Source organism: Amycolatopsis sp. A133, from assembly GCF_031082405.1.
Classification (GTDB): Bacteria; Actinomycetota; Actinomycetes; order Mycobacteriales; family Pseudonocardiaceae; genus Amycolatopsis.
This window is the reverse complement of record NZ_JAVHJU010000069.1, coordinates 68,999-83,711: the sequence shown is the minus strand read 5'-3', so window position 1 is coordinate 83,711 and position 14,713 is coordinate 68,999. Positions and strand designations below refer to the sequence as shown.

General features: G+C 72.4%; 14 protein-coding genes. 11 read left to right on the top strand and 3 right to left on the bottom strand.

All coding sequences use genetic code 11. From position 1 onward, the window contains the following. Positions 1–3: 3 nt before the first annotated feature. From Q5425_RS41860 to Q5425_RS41845, 4 genes are all read left to right on the top strand, one after another. The gene (locus tag Q5425_RS41860; protein WP_308677993.1) at positions 4–255 is read left to right on the top strand and encodes an acyl carrier protein; all 252 of its coding nucleotides are present in this window, start codon (positions 4–6) and stop codon (positions 253–255) included. Beyond that, positions 252–1,502 (top strand): beta-ketoacyl-[acyl-carrier-protein] synthase family protein, encoded by a 1,251-nt coding sequence (locus tag Q5425_RS41855; protein ID WP_308677992.1) that lies wholly within the window; start codon positions 252–254, stop codon positions 1,500–1,502. Before Q5425_RS41860 ends, Q5425_RS41855 begins: the two co-directional genes overlap by 4 nt. A gap of 4 nt (positions 1,503–1,506) precedes the next feature. Further along, positions 1,507–2,394 carry an alpha/beta fold hydrolase gene (locus Q5425_RS41850; RefSeq protein WP_308677991.1) on the top strand — a complete coding sequence of 296 codons (888 nt, stop codon included), beginning with the start codon at positions 1,507–1,509 and terminating at the stop codon, positions 2,392–2,394. A 148-nt stretch (positions 2,395–2,542) separates the two neighbouring features. Continuing rightward, positions 2,543–3,607: an aldo/keto reductase gene (locus Q5425_RS41845; protein WP_308677990.1), complete on the top strand. Its 1,065-nt coding sequence runs from the start codon at positions 2,543–2,545 to the stop codon at positions 3,605–3,607. A 78-nt stretch (positions 3,608–3,685) separates the two neighbouring features. Here the strand turns inward: Q5425_RS41845 and Q5425_RS41840 are convergent, their stop codons facing one another. After that, positions 3,686–4,165: a hypothetical protein gene (locus Q5425_RS41840; RefSeq protein WP_308677989.1), complete on the bottom strand. Its 480-nt coding sequence runs from the start codon at positions 4,163–4,165 to the stop codon at positions 3,686–3,688. 618 nt (positions 4,166–4,783) lie between these two features. Between Q5425_RS41840 and Q5425_RS41835 the strand changes: the two genes are divergently transcribed. The 7 genes from Q5425_RS41835 to Q5425_RS41805 all read left to right on the top strand — a co-directional run bounded on the left by Q5425_RS41835 (position 4,784) and on the right by Q5425_RS41805 (position 12,394). Beyond that, positions 4,784–5,491, top strand: coding sequence for a response regulator transcription factor (locus tag Q5425_RS41835; RefSeq protein ID WP_308677988.1), 708 nt, complete (start codon positions 4,784–4,786; stop codon positions 5,489–5,491). 160 nt (positions 5,492–5,651) lie between these two features. Continuing rightward, on the top strand, positions 5,652–7,073 hold the full coding sequence (locus tag Q5425_RS41830) for an aminotransferase class III-fold pyridoxal phosphate-dependent enzyme (RefSeq protein WP_308677987.1): 1,422 nt from the start codon (positions 5,652–5,654) through the stop codon (positions 7,071–7,073). Beyond that, positions 7,070–8,113 (top strand): NAD-dependent epimerase/dehydratase family protein, encoded by a 1,044-nt coding sequence (locus Q5425_RS41825; protein ID WP_308677986.1) that lies wholly within the window; start codon positions 7,070–7,072, stop codon positions 8,111–8,113. The genes Q5425_RS41830 and Q5425_RS41825 overlap by 4 nt, the downstream gene beginning before the upstream one ends. Positions 8,114–8,161: 48 nt before the next feature. Further along, positions 8,162–9,172: a glycosyltransferase family 2 protein gene (locus tag Q5425_RS41820; RefSeq protein ID WP_308677985.1), complete on the top strand. Its 1,011-nt coding sequence runs from the start codon at positions 8,162–8,164 to the stop codon at positions 9,170–9,172. Further along, positions 9,169–10,299 carry an endonuclease/exonuclease/phosphatase family protein gene (locus Q5425_RS41815; protein ID WP_308677984.1) on the top strand — a complete coding sequence of 377 codons (1,131 nt, stop codon included), beginning with the start codon at positions 9,169–9,171 and terminating at the stop codon, positions 10,297–10,299. Before Q5425_RS41820 ends, Q5425_RS41815 begins: the two co-directional genes overlap by 4 nt. Beyond that, entirely contained in the window at positions 10,296–11,234 is a 939-nt protein-coding gene (locus Q5425_RS41810) for a hypothetical protein (protein WP_308677983.1), read from the top strand. The genes Q5425_RS41815 and Q5425_RS41810 overlap by 4 nt, the downstream gene beginning before the upstream one ends. A 362-nt stretch (positions 11,235–11,596) precedes the next feature. Beyond that, positions 11,597–12,394, top strand: a complete 798-nt coding sequence (locus Q5425_RS41805; protein ID WP_308677982.1) for an AfsR/SARP family transcriptional regulator — start codon at positions 11,597–11,599, stop codon at positions 12,392–12,394. Positions 12,395–12,445: 51 nt separating this feature from the next. On the opposite strand, the gene Q5425_RS41800 is transcribed toward Q5425_RS41805, so the two are convergent. Both Q5425_RS41800 and Q5425_RS41795 read right to left on the bottom strand, forming a co-directional pair. Next, the gene (locus Q5425_RS41800) at positions 12,446–12,616 is read right to left on the bottom strand and encodes a hypothetical protein (RefSeq protein ID WP_308677981.1); all 171 of its coding nucleotides are present in this window, start codon (positions 12,614–12,616) and stop codon (positions 12,446–12,448) included. A 132-nt stretch (positions 12,617–12,748) separates the two neighbouring features. Further along, positions 12,749–14,713 (bottom strand): hypothetical protein, encoded by a 1,965-nt coding sequence (locus Q5425_RS41795; protein WP_308677980.1) that lies wholly within the window; start codon positions 14,711–14,713, stop codon positions 12,749–12,751.

Sequence of the window (14,713 nt, the reverse complement as noted above, 5' to 3'; positions counted from 1 at the left end):
CGAATGGGAGCCGACAGCAGAGTGACCGTCACCGAAGAGATCACCACCCTCCTGATCCGGAGTTTCGGCGTGGAACCGGGCGACGTCCGCCCCGAGGCCTCGCTGCGCGAGCTGGGAATGGATTCTCTCGCCCTGGAAGAAATGCGCGTGCTCCTCGAAGAACGCCTGAACATCGACCTCGAAGACGTCCAGCTGACCTCCCGCGAAACCGTGGGGCAGCTCGCGACGGTCGTCGGCGGGAAGACGGCCGGATGACCGCGCGTTCCCGACGCCCGGCCGCGGCCGCGGCGGTGACGGGGCTGGGGCTGGTCACCGCGGCGGGAGTCGGTGCCGACGCCGCGTGGCGCGGCGTGACCCGGCCCGGCGAGCCCCATGGCGTCCGGCATCGCGAAGAACTGCGCGGCCTGCCCTGCGACTTCATGTACACCATCGACGACCTCGACACCGAAAGCCTGCTCGGCGTGCCGGCGCTGCGGATGATGGACCGGTTTTCCCAGCTCGCCGTGGTCGCGGCCCGGGAAGCGGTGGCGGACGCGGGGCTCGACCCCGCGGTGTGGGAATCGGATCGCGTCGCGGTCGTCATCGGGTCGGCCCACGGTGGTCTCCCGTTCTACGACCAGCAGAGCACCGTCCTGGCGGAAAAGGGCGCGCGCCGGGTCTCGCCCAAACTCGCGCCGATGACCACGGTGAACAGCGCCGCCAGCAGCGTCTGCATGGACCTCGGCGCCCGGGGACCGAGCTTGAGCGTCTCCACGGCGTGTTCCTCCGGCACGGTCGCCATCGGCACCGCCCTGCAGCTCCTGCGCGGCGGGGCGTGCGACATCGTCATCGCCGGCGGCGCCGAATCCGTGTGCTCCCGGCTCCTGCTCGCCAGCGCCTGCCAGATGCGGGCGGTGTCCACGCGCCGGGACGACCCGGCGACGGCGTGCCGGCCGTTCGACGCCGACCGCGACGGGTTCGTGGTGGGGGAAGGCGCCGGTCTCGTCGTCCTGGAACGACCCGGGCACGCCGCGGCCCGGGGCGCCCGGGTGCGCGCGGGCATCGCGGGCTACGGCGCGTCCAGCGACGCCTACGCGGCCGTGGCGCCGGACCCCGAAGGCACCGGCATCGAGCGCGCGCTGCGGACCGCCCTGGCGGACGCGGACGTCGCGCCCGCCGACGTCGGGCACGTCAACGCCCACGGCACGTCCACCGTGATGAACGACCTCATCGAGGCCAGCGTGCTGCACCGGATGCTCGGCGAGCAGCCGCTGGTGACCTCGACCAAGGCGATGACCGGGCACGCGCTCGGCGCGGCGGGCGGCATCGAAACCGCGCTGACCGTCCTGGCCCTGGAGCGGCAGCTCGTGCCGCCCACCGCCAACCTCCGGACCCGGGACCTCCGGATCCCGATCGACGTCGTGGCCAAGGAAGCCCGACCGGCGAGGTTCGAGTGCGCGGTCAAGACGTCGATGGGCTTCGGCGGCCACAACGCCGCACTCGTCCTCACGAAGAACTGCTGAGAAAGTGCCCGAAGAAGCAATCCGCGCGCTGACGCTCGGCGAAACGCGATTCAGTTACCGGCTCCTTCGCCGGCCCGGCCCGCGGACGGAGCCGGTGGTCGTGCTCGGCGGCGGTTTCCAGGGCAGCTCCGGCTGGCCCCACATGGAGGACCGGATCACCCCGGTGGCGGACCTCGTGACGGCCGACCTCCCCGGCGTCGGCGCGTCGGATCCGCTGCCGCCCGGGGCCGGCACGGAGTTCGCGGGTGCGGCGGTCGACCGGATCATCGAGGACCTCGGGGCGCCCCGAGTCAACTTGTTCGGGTACTCCTACGGCGCGGAACTCGCTTTCGGCTGCGCACAACGGAACCCGCACCGGATCGCGCGGCTGGTCCTCGGCGGCGTGGTCGCGCACACCAGCTCCGCGCAGCGGGAGTCGCTGCGCCTGGCGGCCGACCACCTCGCGAAGGGTGACGCCGAGGGTTTCGCCGCGGTGGCCGCGGGCATGCAGCTGTGCCTCGACGAGGACCGCCACATCCCGCGGCGCTCGCTGGTGTACCGGTACGTCCGGCGTTCGATGCTCCACGTCGCCCTCCACGTCCCCGACGTGCTGGATTACCTGCACCGGTCCCTGATCAGCAGCCCGTCCTTCGACGGCGGGCTGTCCGGGGTGCCGGCCCTGGTGTTCACCGGTGAACACGACTCCATCACCTCGCCCGCCCGGCAGCGGGAGTTCGCGGCCACGATCGCGGGCAGCCGCTTCCTGACCATGAAGGATTCCGACCACTGGGTCGTCCTGGAACGCGCGGCCGACGTCGCCGACCTGGCCTTCCGCTTCTTCACCGACCAGCCGCTGAACTGCGCCTCGTACGTGGCGGCGATCGACGACCCCGCGGCGGCCGCGGCGCTGTAGCGCTTCACCGTGCGGTGCACCGGATGGGTGGGTGGATCGCACCCGGGAACATCCCACCCTGGCTGCCACCCGGGACGCGCGGCAGCCTGGAACTGCGCGGCGGAACGTCGTCACGCGATTCCGGGCACCACGAATCCAAGGGACATCCATGCGCTACACGCTGCTGGGCCGATCCGGCCTCCGCGTCTCCGAACTCGCACTGGGCTCGATGACCTTCGGCGACGACTGGGGATGGGGCGCCCCGCCGGAGACCAGCACGAAGATGCTCGAGCTCTACGCCGACGCGGGCGGGAACTTCCTCGACACCGCGAACGCGTACACGGGCGGCGCCTCGGAGTCGATCATCGGGCAGGCCCTGCGGGGCCGCCGCGACCGGTTCGTGCTCGGCACGAAGTACACCCTGCAGACCTCCCCCGGTAACCTGAACACGGCGGGCAACCACCGCAAGAACCTGGTCGGCTCGCTCGAGGCGAGCCTGCGGCGCCTGCACACCGACTACATCGACGTGCTCTGGGTGCACGCCCGCGACACCCTCACCCCGTTGCCGGAGCTCATGCGGGCGCTGGACGATCAGGTCCGCGCGGGCAAGGTACTGCACGTCGGTGTCTCGGACTGGTCCGCGTGGGAGATCGCGCAGGCGAACGTTCTCGCGGAGCTGCGCGGCTGGTCACCTTTCGTCGGCGTCCAGCTGCGCTACAACCTGCTGGCCCGCTCGGTCGAGTCCGAGCTGATGCCCATGGCGCAGGCCCACGACCTCGCGGTCGTCGCCTGGGGCCCGCTGGCCGAAGGACGGCTGACCGGCAAGTACCTCAACGGCGCCGAAGGGCGCCTCACCCGCGGCGGCTGGGACTTCAGCGGCGAACGCGGCAACCACATCGTGCGCGAAGTCGTCGCCGTCGCCGAAGCCGGCGGCTGGACCCCCGCGCAGGTCGCGTTCGCGTGGCTGCGCTCACGCTCCGGCACGGTCATCCCGCTGCTCGGCGCCACCAGCGAGCAGCAGCTGGCCGCGAACCTCGCCGCCGCCGACGTCACCCTCGACGACGACGCCCTGCACCGGCTCGACGAGATCAGCGCGCCTGAACTCGGCTTCCCCCACGACGTCATGGCGGGCGAGGACATGACCGGCCTCGTCTACGGCGACCAGTGGCGCGACGTCGTCGACCACCGGCACGCTTCCCGTCGCGCCGTCAACGACAACGTCCGGCTTGAGTAGCGCTCTGTGCCGCGGCTCGGGCAGCGGCGGCTGGAGAAGGTCACCGGCGAGCAGCGGGGAGTCCCCTGACTAACCCGGTCAGGTGCGCGCCGAGGGTCTCGGGGGCGGGGAGGTCGTAGTCCTTCCGCAGTTTCTCGTCGGCCTTGTCCGGCGGCACGAGAAGCCGCTCCCCGCAACCTCGGTCGCGCTTGCCGCCCTCGATCGGGAACGATCCGGCCGGGCGGCCGGTCCGACCAGCTGCACCGCGGCCGGGTCGCCGTGAGGGGCCGAGGAGTACTGCTCGGCCCCCTCGGCGAACACGACGACCGGGTGCGGCGCAGGGCCGGCGTAGGCGGCGCTCCGGCCGAACGGGCGGCCGCCGCCGCACAGCCTGCCCAGCTGGTCGACCTCGGCCGGCAGGTCACCCACCAGGTAGTTCCGCGCGATCGGCACGGCGGTGAACCAGACGGCGGCCGCGCCGAACAGGACGAGCAGAGTCGAGCTCGTGACCCGCCGGGACGTCCAGGCGCCGACCGGCGACCGCCGCAGGCGCGCGTCCGCGAGATCGCGGCCCGCCACCGCACATGGTGCCTTCGGCGAGCTGCGGCGCCTCGGCCCAGGTTGCGGTCCACCCGGAACCGCGCTGCCAAGCCACCACGCCACGATCGGCCACGGCGATCCAATGCCGCCCGCCGGGCACGGGACCGACGTGCGCCGCGAGGACGGCCGGCCCCACCAGCGCGCTCAACCCCAGCAACGGCCACTGCCAGACCGTGGAATCGTCGTAGCGGAGGATGATCGTCGCGATGACGGCGCCGACCGCGGCCGGGACGACGAGGCACCCGAGCGCGACGGCCACGCCCACGCTGTGCTGCGGAGGATCCGGACGACGTTTCCCAGTCCTGCAGCGTGCGCAGCGTCGCGAATGGCACGCCGTCGCTGAGCCGGCCCCATGACCACCCTCCCGCGGGCCTCACGGCGACGCCCGCGGTGTTGTCATAACCCGGTTCCCCGGGGACCGGTCCCGGGCGGCTCTCCAGGCGCCGACGACCGTGTCGCCGGGGTCGAACAGGCGGCGACCCGGCCGCCGGTCTCCGCCGGTCCGGGTTCCGGGCCGCGGCTCTTGATCCTTCCTTGAGCGCCGGTGCACAGGATGACCGGTGATCGGAAGCACGACTTTTGCGACTGGGGAGCGAAGTGGCATTCGAGCGCGAACACCGCCCGGCGGAACCGGAGACCGAGGTTCTGCTGGCCGAGCCATGGCCGCTGGACCGGGCCGAGACGAGACGGAAGCTGGAGCAGGACCCGGCGCTGCGCGTGTCGGCGGAGGTCGAGTCGCTCGGCTCGCTGAGAGCGGTGGTCCGCGCGGTGTCACCGTCGGCGGTCGTCGTCGCCGTCGACCTGCTCGGTGGAGCGGGCGAAGCCGCGCTGGCCGACCTCGTCGTACCGGTGCTGCTCATCGGCGGCCCGGAGGACTCCGACCGCGTCGCCCGCCTGCTCTCCTCGCGGGTGCGCGGCTTCGTGTGCCGGTCGGGGGACGCGCACGAACTGGCGGGGGCCGTGCGCGCGGTGGCCGCCGGCCAGGCCAGCCTGCCGCCCGCGGTCGCCGGGAAACTGCTGGACACCCTCGTGCGCGACCAGCCGCCGCCGGCCGTGTTCGACCAGCTCACCCAGCGTGAACGGGACGTCCTGCAGTACATCTCGCAGGGGATGACGACGGCCGAGATCGCGGCCGAAATGGTCGTGCAGACCAGCACGATCAAGTCGCACATCTACCACCTGCTGCAGAAGCTGCGGGTCCGCGACCGCACGCAGGCGGTCGCACTGGCCTACCGGTCGGGCATCGTGCACCTGCCCGCGCAACGGTTCGCCGACGGCGGGGACGTCCGGCTGACGTCGGCCTGAGAAAGCGTTTCCGATGGCCGGGCACCTCGGTGTCCGGCCATCTCATTCGTTTGGCGGAGAACGAGACAGCGGACATCTCAGACCGGCGGTGGAAGCGTCGCGCGACGGCTCTGCCGTAGCTTTCATCGGAGTCGGCCGGAAAATCGTCACAAGGAGCAAGATGGCCAGCCTGATCTCCGTCGAAGAATGCGAATCCCTCACCGTCAAGCAATTGCAGGCGCTTTACCGGGACCACGTGAGCCGAGCCCAGGTTTCGCTGATGTCCACGTTCGGTTTCGGCAAACGGCTCGTGGAAAGCGCGGACGGGGTGTGGATCACGACCCGGGACGGCGAGCGGATCCTCGACTTCACCGGCGCGGTCGGCGTCCTCAACCACGGCCACAACCACCCGCGCATCCTCGCGGCGAGAAAGCGGTTCCACGACCTGCACCGGATGGAAGTGCACAAAGCTTTCTTCTCGCCGTATGTCGCCGCACTCAGTCACAATGTCGCCGAAGTACTGCCCGGCGACCTCAACATCTCCTACTTCCCCAATTCCGGCGCCGAGGCCAACGAGGGCGCGATCAAACTCGCCTACAAATACCACGAAGGCAAGCGGAACACGATCCTGCGGTCGGACATCAGCTTCCACGGCAAGCTGCTGGCCACCGGGAGCCTGACCGGATCCCGGGAGAACAGCTTCGAATTCCCCGGCATCCCGAACGTCTCCTACCCGTTCGGCGACGTCGAGGCCGTGCGCGAACTGGTGGCCACGCACCGCCGGGCCGACGGGACGTCCGACGTCTACGCGATCCTCGTCGAGCCGTTCAGCGCGTCCACCATGCGCCGCTGGAGCGAAGAAGCCCTGCGTGCGCTGCGGGAACTCTGCACCGCCGAAGACATCGTGCTGATCTTCGACGAGATCTACACGGGCTGGGGCAAGACCGGCAGCCTCTTCTACTTCATGCGCCACGAGGGCCTGGTGCCCGACGTCCTCACGTACTCGAAGTCCTTCGGCGGCGGCAAGGCGTCGATCTCCGGCTACACCGTGCGCGAGCCCCTGTTCCGCCAGGCCTACGACCGGCTCGGTGACGTCATCCTGCACACCACTACCTACTACGGCTTCGGCGAGGAGACGGCGACCGCGATCGAGGCCGTCAACATCGTGGTGGAGGAGGACTTCCCGCGCCGGGCGCGGGAGGTCGAAGCGGTGCTCGGCGGCGGCCTGGAACGGCTGCAGAAGGAGTTCCCCGACACCATCACGCGAGTGGCCGGCACCGGCTCCCTGTTCGGCGTCTTCCTCGACAACGGACCGGCCATCCTCGGCATGGCCGCCCGGCTCGCGCCGTCCGGGTTCGCCAACGACCCGAAGTTCCGCACCAAGCTCGTGACCAGCGCGGTGATCAGCGAGCTCTACCGCGAGCACGGGATCCTGACGTACTTCAGCCCCAACGGCGACACTCCCCTCGTGGTCGCGCCGTCGCTGGTGGTCGGCCGCGAGGAGATCGAGCGGTTCCTGGACGCGCTGGGCAAGACCCTCGCCAAGGGCCTGCCGCGGCTGCTCGCGAAGTTCGTCAAGGACCGCGTGAGGGCGCAGTGGTGACCCGGGTCCTGGTGACCGGCAGCAGCGGCATGCTGGGCGGCAACCTCGTCCGCCGGCTGCGGGCCGACGGCGCCGAGGTCGTCGGCGTGGATCTGCACCCACCGCGGGAACCGGTGGCCGGGGTCACCGAGGTCCGCGGCGACATCCGCGATCCCGCGCTGCTCGACCGGGCCGCCGTCGACGTCGACGCCGTGGTGCACTGCGCGGCCGCGCTGCCCAGCTACGCCGACGACGAGATCCGCTCGGTCATCGTCGACGGCACCCGCAACGTGCTGCGGGCGAGCCGGGACCGCGCGGTGCCGCGGGTCGTGCACATCTCCTCGACCGCCGTCTACGGCTTGCCCGACGTCGTCCCGACGCCCGAGACGTACCCGCGCCGCCCGGTCGATGCGTACAGCCGGGCCAAGACGGCGGCCGAGGAAGTCTGCGAATCCTTTCGCAGCGACGGGCTGTGCGTGGCGATGCTGCGGCCCAAGACGTTCCTGGGGCCGGGCCGGATGGGCCTGTTCGCCATGTTGTTCGAGTGGGCGGCCGAAGGTCACAACTTCCCCGTGCTCGGCCGCGGCGACGTGCGGATCCAGATGTTCGGCGTCGGCGACCTCGTCGATGCGGTCGTGGCGACCCTCGGCGCGGCCCCGGCGGTCGCCAACGACACCTACAACCTCGGCGCCGCCGACTTCGGCACGATCCGCGAGGACTTCCAGTGCGTGCTCGACGCGGCCGGCCACGGCAAGCGGGTCGTGTCCCTGCCGGCCAAGCCGGCGCTGGCGGTGCTCCGGACGCTGCAGCGGTACAAGCTGTCGCCGGTCTACGGGCGGCTGCTGCACAAGCTGATGGCCGACTCGTACGTCAGCATCGACAAGGCCCGCGAGCGGCTCGGTTTCGTCCCGCGGCTGTCCAACCGGCAGGCCATCCTGGACACCTACCGCTGGTGGTGCACCCAGCGCGGGCCGTCCCGCAAGCCGTCCGCCGGCGCGGGGCGCACCTCGCGAGACCCGTGGAACCAGGGTGCGCTGAGCCTGGTGAAGGCCCTGTTCTGACGTGCTCGCCACGGACGCCACCCCCGGACGGATCGACGGAGTACTCCCATGATCGAGCGGACCCCGCTGGTATCGGTGATCATCCCCAACTACAACTACGAACGCTCCCTGCGGCTCTGCCTGGCCGCGCTGGCCGAGCAGGCGTACCCGCGCCTCGAGGTGATCGTCGTCGACGACGGCAGCACCGACGACTCGGTCGCGGTGGCGCAGTCCTTCGGCGCCAAGGTGGTGCACACGCCGGTCAACATGGGCTGTGCCGGCGCCCGGAACGTCGGCGCGGAAGCCGCGACCGGCGAGGTGTTCTTCTTCCTCGACTCCGACGTCGGCCTCGCGCCGGACGCGGTCGCCAACGCGGTCACCCTGCTGCGTTCCGACGAGCGCATCGGCGCGGTGTGCGGCATCTACGACGCCGACCCGCTGATCGACGACGGGCCGGTCGAGCGCTACCGGAGTCTGCAGCTGCACTACGTGCAAGTCGCGTGCGAGGGCCCGATCTCCGGGATCTACCCGGCGATGATGGCCATGCGGGCCGAGGTGTTCGCCGCGGTCGGGCCGTTCAACGCCAAGCTGCGGCACACCGAGGACGCCGACTACGGGGCCCGGCTGGGCCGGGACTACGAACTGCGGCTCACGTCCGCTGTGCGGGGCCGGCACGACCACGACGACAAGCTGACGGTGCTGCTGAACAAGGTGTTCACCCGGTCGCTGCTGCGGGTGCCGTTGTTCGCCGGCGGGCAGAAGCTCGGCAAGGGACCGGAGTCGCCCGCCCGCGCGGCCGGCAGCCTGGCCGCGCTGGGCGCGGTGCTGACCCTGCCGCTGCCCGTGCTCGCCGGACCACTGTGGACGGTGGTGCCGGCCGGCCTGCTGCTGGGGTCGATCGCCGCCGACGGGGCGATGTACCGGTTCGTCGCGCGCCGCCGCGGCTTCGGCTTCGGGCTCTTCTTCGTCGGCACCAACCTGGTGTCCAACGTCGCCATCGCCGCCGGGGTGCTGACCGGCGCGGCGCAGTGGGTGCTGTCCCCGCGGTTCCGGCGCATCTACGACGAGGTCCCGGCATGACGGCGGAGACCCTGGAAGAGCCGGAGCGGCTGCTCCCGCCGCGGCCGGGCCGGTGGTGCGCCGCCACCCGGGTGCTGGTCGGGTTCGCCGCGGCCTGGCTGCTGTTCACCGTGGCCTACGTGCTGTTCACCGGCGAGCTGTGGGTGTGGCTGCTGCCCGGGCTCGTCCCGCCGCTCGCCTTCGGGCTCTGCCCGCTGCTGGTCGCGATCGCCCTCGCGGTGCCGCGGCTGCTGCGGCGACGTGTGCCGAAGGCGGCGTTCCGGCTGGTGCTGGTGCTGGCCGTGGCCGCGCTGGTGGCGGGCGCGGGACGCAGCGGGATCAACGTGGCGGCGCTCGGCGGCGGCGAGGGCGCGGCCCCGGCGGACGCGCCCACCGTCGTCGCCTGGAACACCGAGTACTGGGACCAGACCGACGACCCGGACCGGTTCTACGCCTACCTGCACGCCCACCCGGCCGACGTCTACCTGCTGCAGGAGTACGTCGACCAGGTGGGAGCCGACGGCGCGCGCGACGCGGACGACCTGGCCCGGCTGCGCGCGGAGTTCCCGGGCTACCACCTCGTCGCCCGGGGCGAGCTGCTGACGTTGTCGCGGTACCCCGTGCTCGCTCGGCCGCGGGTGGGCCCGGACCGCGGCCTGCCCGACGCCGCGCCCTACCCGGAGGTGTTCGAGAGCGCGAAGGTGCTGCGGACCGACCTGCAGGTGGGTTCGTCGGTCCTGACCGTCTACAACGTCCACCTGCCGGTGCAGGTCGACGTCACCCGCAATCCGCTGAGCCGCGGCTTCTACAGCTACGTCCACGCGCGGGACGGCCTGCGCAAGGCGCAGCTGGCCGGGCTCGCCGAAGACATCGCCGCGAACCCGAACCCGCTGCTCGTCGCGGGTGACTTCAACACCAGCCCGGCCATGGGCGACCTCGACGACCTGCGCGGCACGCTCGTGGACGCCGGCCGGGCGAGCTCGTCGCTCTACCCGGGGTCCTGGCCGGCGGCCGCACCGCTGTGGCGGCTGGACTGGACGTTGACGACACCGGGGGTGCGGGTGCACGACTACCGGTTCGACGACCCGGCCGGGCTGTCCGACCACGACCTGCAGCGGACCCGGATCTCGCTGGCCGGTGGGCGGTGACCCGGCGCAGGCTCTTCGCCCTGGTGCGTACCGGCTGTTACGCCGCGGTGCTGGGCTTCCTGGGGTACCAGCTGTTCACGCACCGCGGCGACGTCGTCCCGGTCGTGACGTCGCTGGGCTGGGGCCGCTTCGCCGCCGCGGTCGCGATCGCGGCGGCGGGCGGGTGGCTGGGCATGGCGGGCTGGCGGGCGCTGCTCACGGCGTTCGGCTGCCGCCTGGCGACGCCGGTCGCGGCGAAGGTGTACTTCGTCGCCGGGCTGGGCCGCTACCTGCCCGGCGGCCTGTGGCCCGCGGTCGCGCACGCCGATCTCGCGCGCAAGCTGCGTGAGCCGCCCGGCCTGCTGGCGAGCGCGTTCCTGGCCAGCGTGCTCGTGTCCACGGTCGCCGGCCTGGCGGTCGGCTCGGTGGCCGTGCCCGCGCTGGCGGCGGTCCAGCCGGTGTGGTGGGTCGTCGTGCCGATGCTCGTGGCCGGCCTGCTGGTCATCGGCACCCCGCCGCTGACCCGGCTGGCGGCGGCGATCGTGCGGCGGCGTACGGGCAAGACCGTGGTGCTCCCCGGGCCGCGAGCGGTCTTCGGCGCACTGGGCCTGATGGCGGCCGGGTGGCTGCTCGCCGGGTTGCACCTGGTGGTGCTCACCGAGGGGTTGCCGGTGGGCGGGCTGCCCGGGACCGCGGTGCTCGCCGGCGGGTTCGCGCTGGCGTCGGTCGCCGGCGTGCTGGTGGTCGTGCTGCCCGCCGGGCTCGGGGCGCGCGAAGCCGTGCTCGGGCTGGTGCTGAACGCCGTGCTCGCCGGGCCGTCGATGTCCGCGATCGTGGCGGTCGTCGCGATGAGCCGGCTCGTGGTGACCGCCGCGGATCTGCTCGCCGCCGGCGTCACGGCGTTCGTGCGCCTTTCCCCGGCTTCCGCGGGTGTCGCGCGGTCCGCGGTGGACTGACGCGGGGAGCGGAACACCGGCCCGGCGTTCCGCTCCCCGGTATGTCCAGCCCCGCGACCCTCGACACCGGTCGGCCGAATCCGTGCCACTGCGGGGATATGGCCACGAGATCCGCTGGATGATCACAGTGATTTCATGGTTTCAGCCGTTTTCGACCGGTCGGCCGATTTCGATTAATCGCGATTGGCGAGTTCTGTACGGTGTACGATACGAAGCTCGGGGGTTGTTGACGAGCGAGCGCACCGGCATCAGGGGGCCGGCGAGATTCCGGCTTTTCGGGATGTATTCCGAACGTGGCCGGCGATTCGGTCGGCAACACTTCCGCATTCGATATGGAAAACATTTCCTGCAAAGGAGAAACAATGGGGGACCGCACCACCATCACGATCCTGGGCAACTTGTCCATCCGCGGGCGACATCGCACCGAAGCCGCGCCCAGCGCGCCGAAGGAGCGTGAAGTGCTCGCACTGCTGCTGTTCAACTACGCGCGCGTCGTCCCGGTGCACCAGCTGATCGACGAACTGTGGCCGGCCGAGCCGCCCCGGCGGGCGCGGACCGCGCTGCAGACGTACATCCTCAACCTGCGCCGCCGGCTCGCCGAGCGGCTGCACCTGCCGCCCGAGCACGTGCGCAACGCCGTGCTGGTGACGCACAGCGAGGGGTACCGGTTCCAGCTGGCGGACTGCTCCTTCGACCTCCACGAGTACCTCGGCCTGGCCGGCGCGGGCGAGCGCGCAGCGGCCGACGGCGACGGCGTGAAGGCGGTGGAACTGCTGCGGCGCGCCGAAAAACTGTGGACCGGCCCGGTGCTGCCGGACATCGACCACGGGCTCCCGCTCAGGTCGGAGATCGCCCGGCTGGAGCAGCGCAGGGTGGCGGCCAAGGAACTGCGCATCGAAAGCGAGCTGCGCCTGGGCCGGCACCGGGAGCTGGTCAGCGAGCTGTCGATGCTCGTGCACCAGCACCCGTACCACGAGCGGTTCCACGAGTACCTGATGTTTTCGCTGCACCGGGTGGACCGCCGGGCGGAAGCGCTGGAGGTCTTCGAGCGCCTGCGGCACGCACTGGCCGGCGAGCTGGGCCTGCAGCCGTCCGAGCGGCTGCAGAACCTCCGCCGGGGCATCCTCGCCTCGGACGAGGTGGCGCTGGCGCGCACCTGATCGCCGGACCCCCTCCCCGGCGGTTCACGAGCCGCCGGGGAGGGCGCGTCGTCAGGCCGGTTCGTCCCGCGGGCCGCCGGTCGCCTTGGCGAGGACCACCAGAAAAGCCGTGGCCACCGCGAGATCGATGGTGAGCCCGACGACGTCGATTCTCGCCAGCGCCCCGAACCTGTCGCGGCGCCCGGCGGTGGCCGCTGAGGTGGATTTCCGGTTGTTGTTCATGGTCGGACCTCCCGTTTCGCCGTGGCCGAGAATGAAGCTACGCGGGGGTGTGGCGTATTGTCCTCAGGCCAGGAACTGGGATTTGCGACGGCTTTTCTCAGACCAGAGACTGAGTTTCCGGACCGTTCTCGTTCAGTGCGCCGGGAGTCCCGGCCGTGGCCGCAGGATGGGCTGGACGGCGAACGGCCGGTACCCGGCCAGGGCCGGCAGGTCGAAGTGCTCGAACCGGCCGGACCGGATCTCCCAGCGCACCAGCCGGCTCACGCCGCCGCGCTCGCCGGTGAACACCAGCGTCGTGGGTGTCTCCCAGAACGGGGCCGAGGGGATCGCCGTGCTGAGGTCGCAGCCTTCCGGCACCGGGTGTTCCTCCGGTTCGCCGCCGGCGAGGAGCCAGACCGACGGCGGCGCGTACCGGAACGCGTACAGCAGCCCGCCGCCCGGGACGAGCTCGTACGGCCGGTCGGCCGGCAGCGGGGTGCGAGCGCCGGCCGGGTCGTGCCGGAAGACGCCGTCGGCGCCGCGTTCCAGCGCCGCGCCCGAGAGCGGGTCGATCTGCCAGAGATCGGGCGCGAGCGGCTCGGGGTCGGCGCCCGGGCGCCAGCGGAACGTCCGGCTGCCGGCCTGGAAGCCGTCGGCGTAGATCAGGGCGCCGTCGACCACGGCCAGCGCGCGACGCGTCAGCTCGTCGGTCCGGGGCAGGCTCACCACCTCGCCGGTGGTGACGTCCAGCAGGTGCGGCCGGTCCCACGACCGGCGCCCGACGTGGTGCTCGACCCCGGCGAGGAACCGCCCGTCGGCGCTGCGGGCCGGGTGGGTGCCGAGGTCGACGGGCAGCCGCTCGCTCGTGCCGTCCCACCGCACCAGCATTCCCGGGCCGCCGGACGTGGCCACCGCGATCCCCGCCGGTGTCTCGTGCGCGCGGTAGCGGTACTGGTCAGGGACCCGGCCGAGCACGACCGGGTCGCCCGCCCGCCACACGATGACCTCACCGTTGCCACCGACGACGCCGGCCCGCGGCGGCGCACCAGGAACCGTGGCCGGGTGCTCCGACCGCGACGGCACCACCACCGGTACGGGCGTCGACACCCGCTCCGGCCGCCGCCGCGGCAGCGCCGCGATGCCCTCGCCGACCCGCTGCACCAAGTGGTCCGACACGGCGTAGGCAAGCAAGCCGGGAACCTCGCCCGGCGCGACGAGCAGCCGCTCGGCGAGGTCGCCGAGCGGCGCGGGATCGCCCCACGCGGCGACGCTGGTGAGGTCCGCCGCGGCCCAGGTGTACCGGGCACTGGCGGCCGCCCGCTCCACCTGCGCGGCCAGACCTTCCGGCAGCGAGACTCGCTCCGCCGCGAGCGGCGGGTGGTCGGCGAGCCGGTGCCCGTCGCCGTCCGCGACGAGCACGCCCGCCGCGACCAGGAGCGCGACCGCGTCGCGGTGGGACACCGGCGGAGCGACGCCGAGCTGCGCGCAGATCGCCGCGTCCGGAGGATCGCCGTCCAGGGGCTCGTCGAGCCAGGAGTCCGGCCGGGGCGGGCCGAACCCGGCGGCGGCCCACGCGGCCGACATCACCGGATGGCCGAGCACCTGCTGCCACCCCGGATCGGGCGCGGACAGCGCCGGCCGCGTCCGCCGCACCCAGCGGGGCAAGCCGGGGCCGGCGGACGGCCAGAACTGCACCAGCCAGACGTCGCCCTCCTCCCCCGCCGCGGCCGCGCGGCGAGCGACCCGCACCCGGAACAGCCCGCGCCGGCCGAGCTCCAGCGTCCCGTCCCCCTCGCCGCCGGTGAGCAGCCCGAGGGCGACCTGGCCGCTGCGGGTGCGGAACGGCGACTCGACCACGTCCTCCCAGTCGTCGAGCCCGACCGGCGGCGGCGCGTCGTGGGCCTCGAGCCGTACCGACTGGAACGGGTCGCCGGCGTGCCCGTGCACCCAGCCGTCCCCGGCCGTGGCGACCGTGCCGGACAGGGCTTCGGTCGCCAGCTCACCGAGCAGCTCGTTCTCCAGCGGCTCCAGCCCGTCCGCGGCGTAGCGGTCGCGGATCACCAAGGTCCCGTACTCGGGCAGGTACTCGTCGTCTTCCAAGCTCCCCAGCAGCGTCAC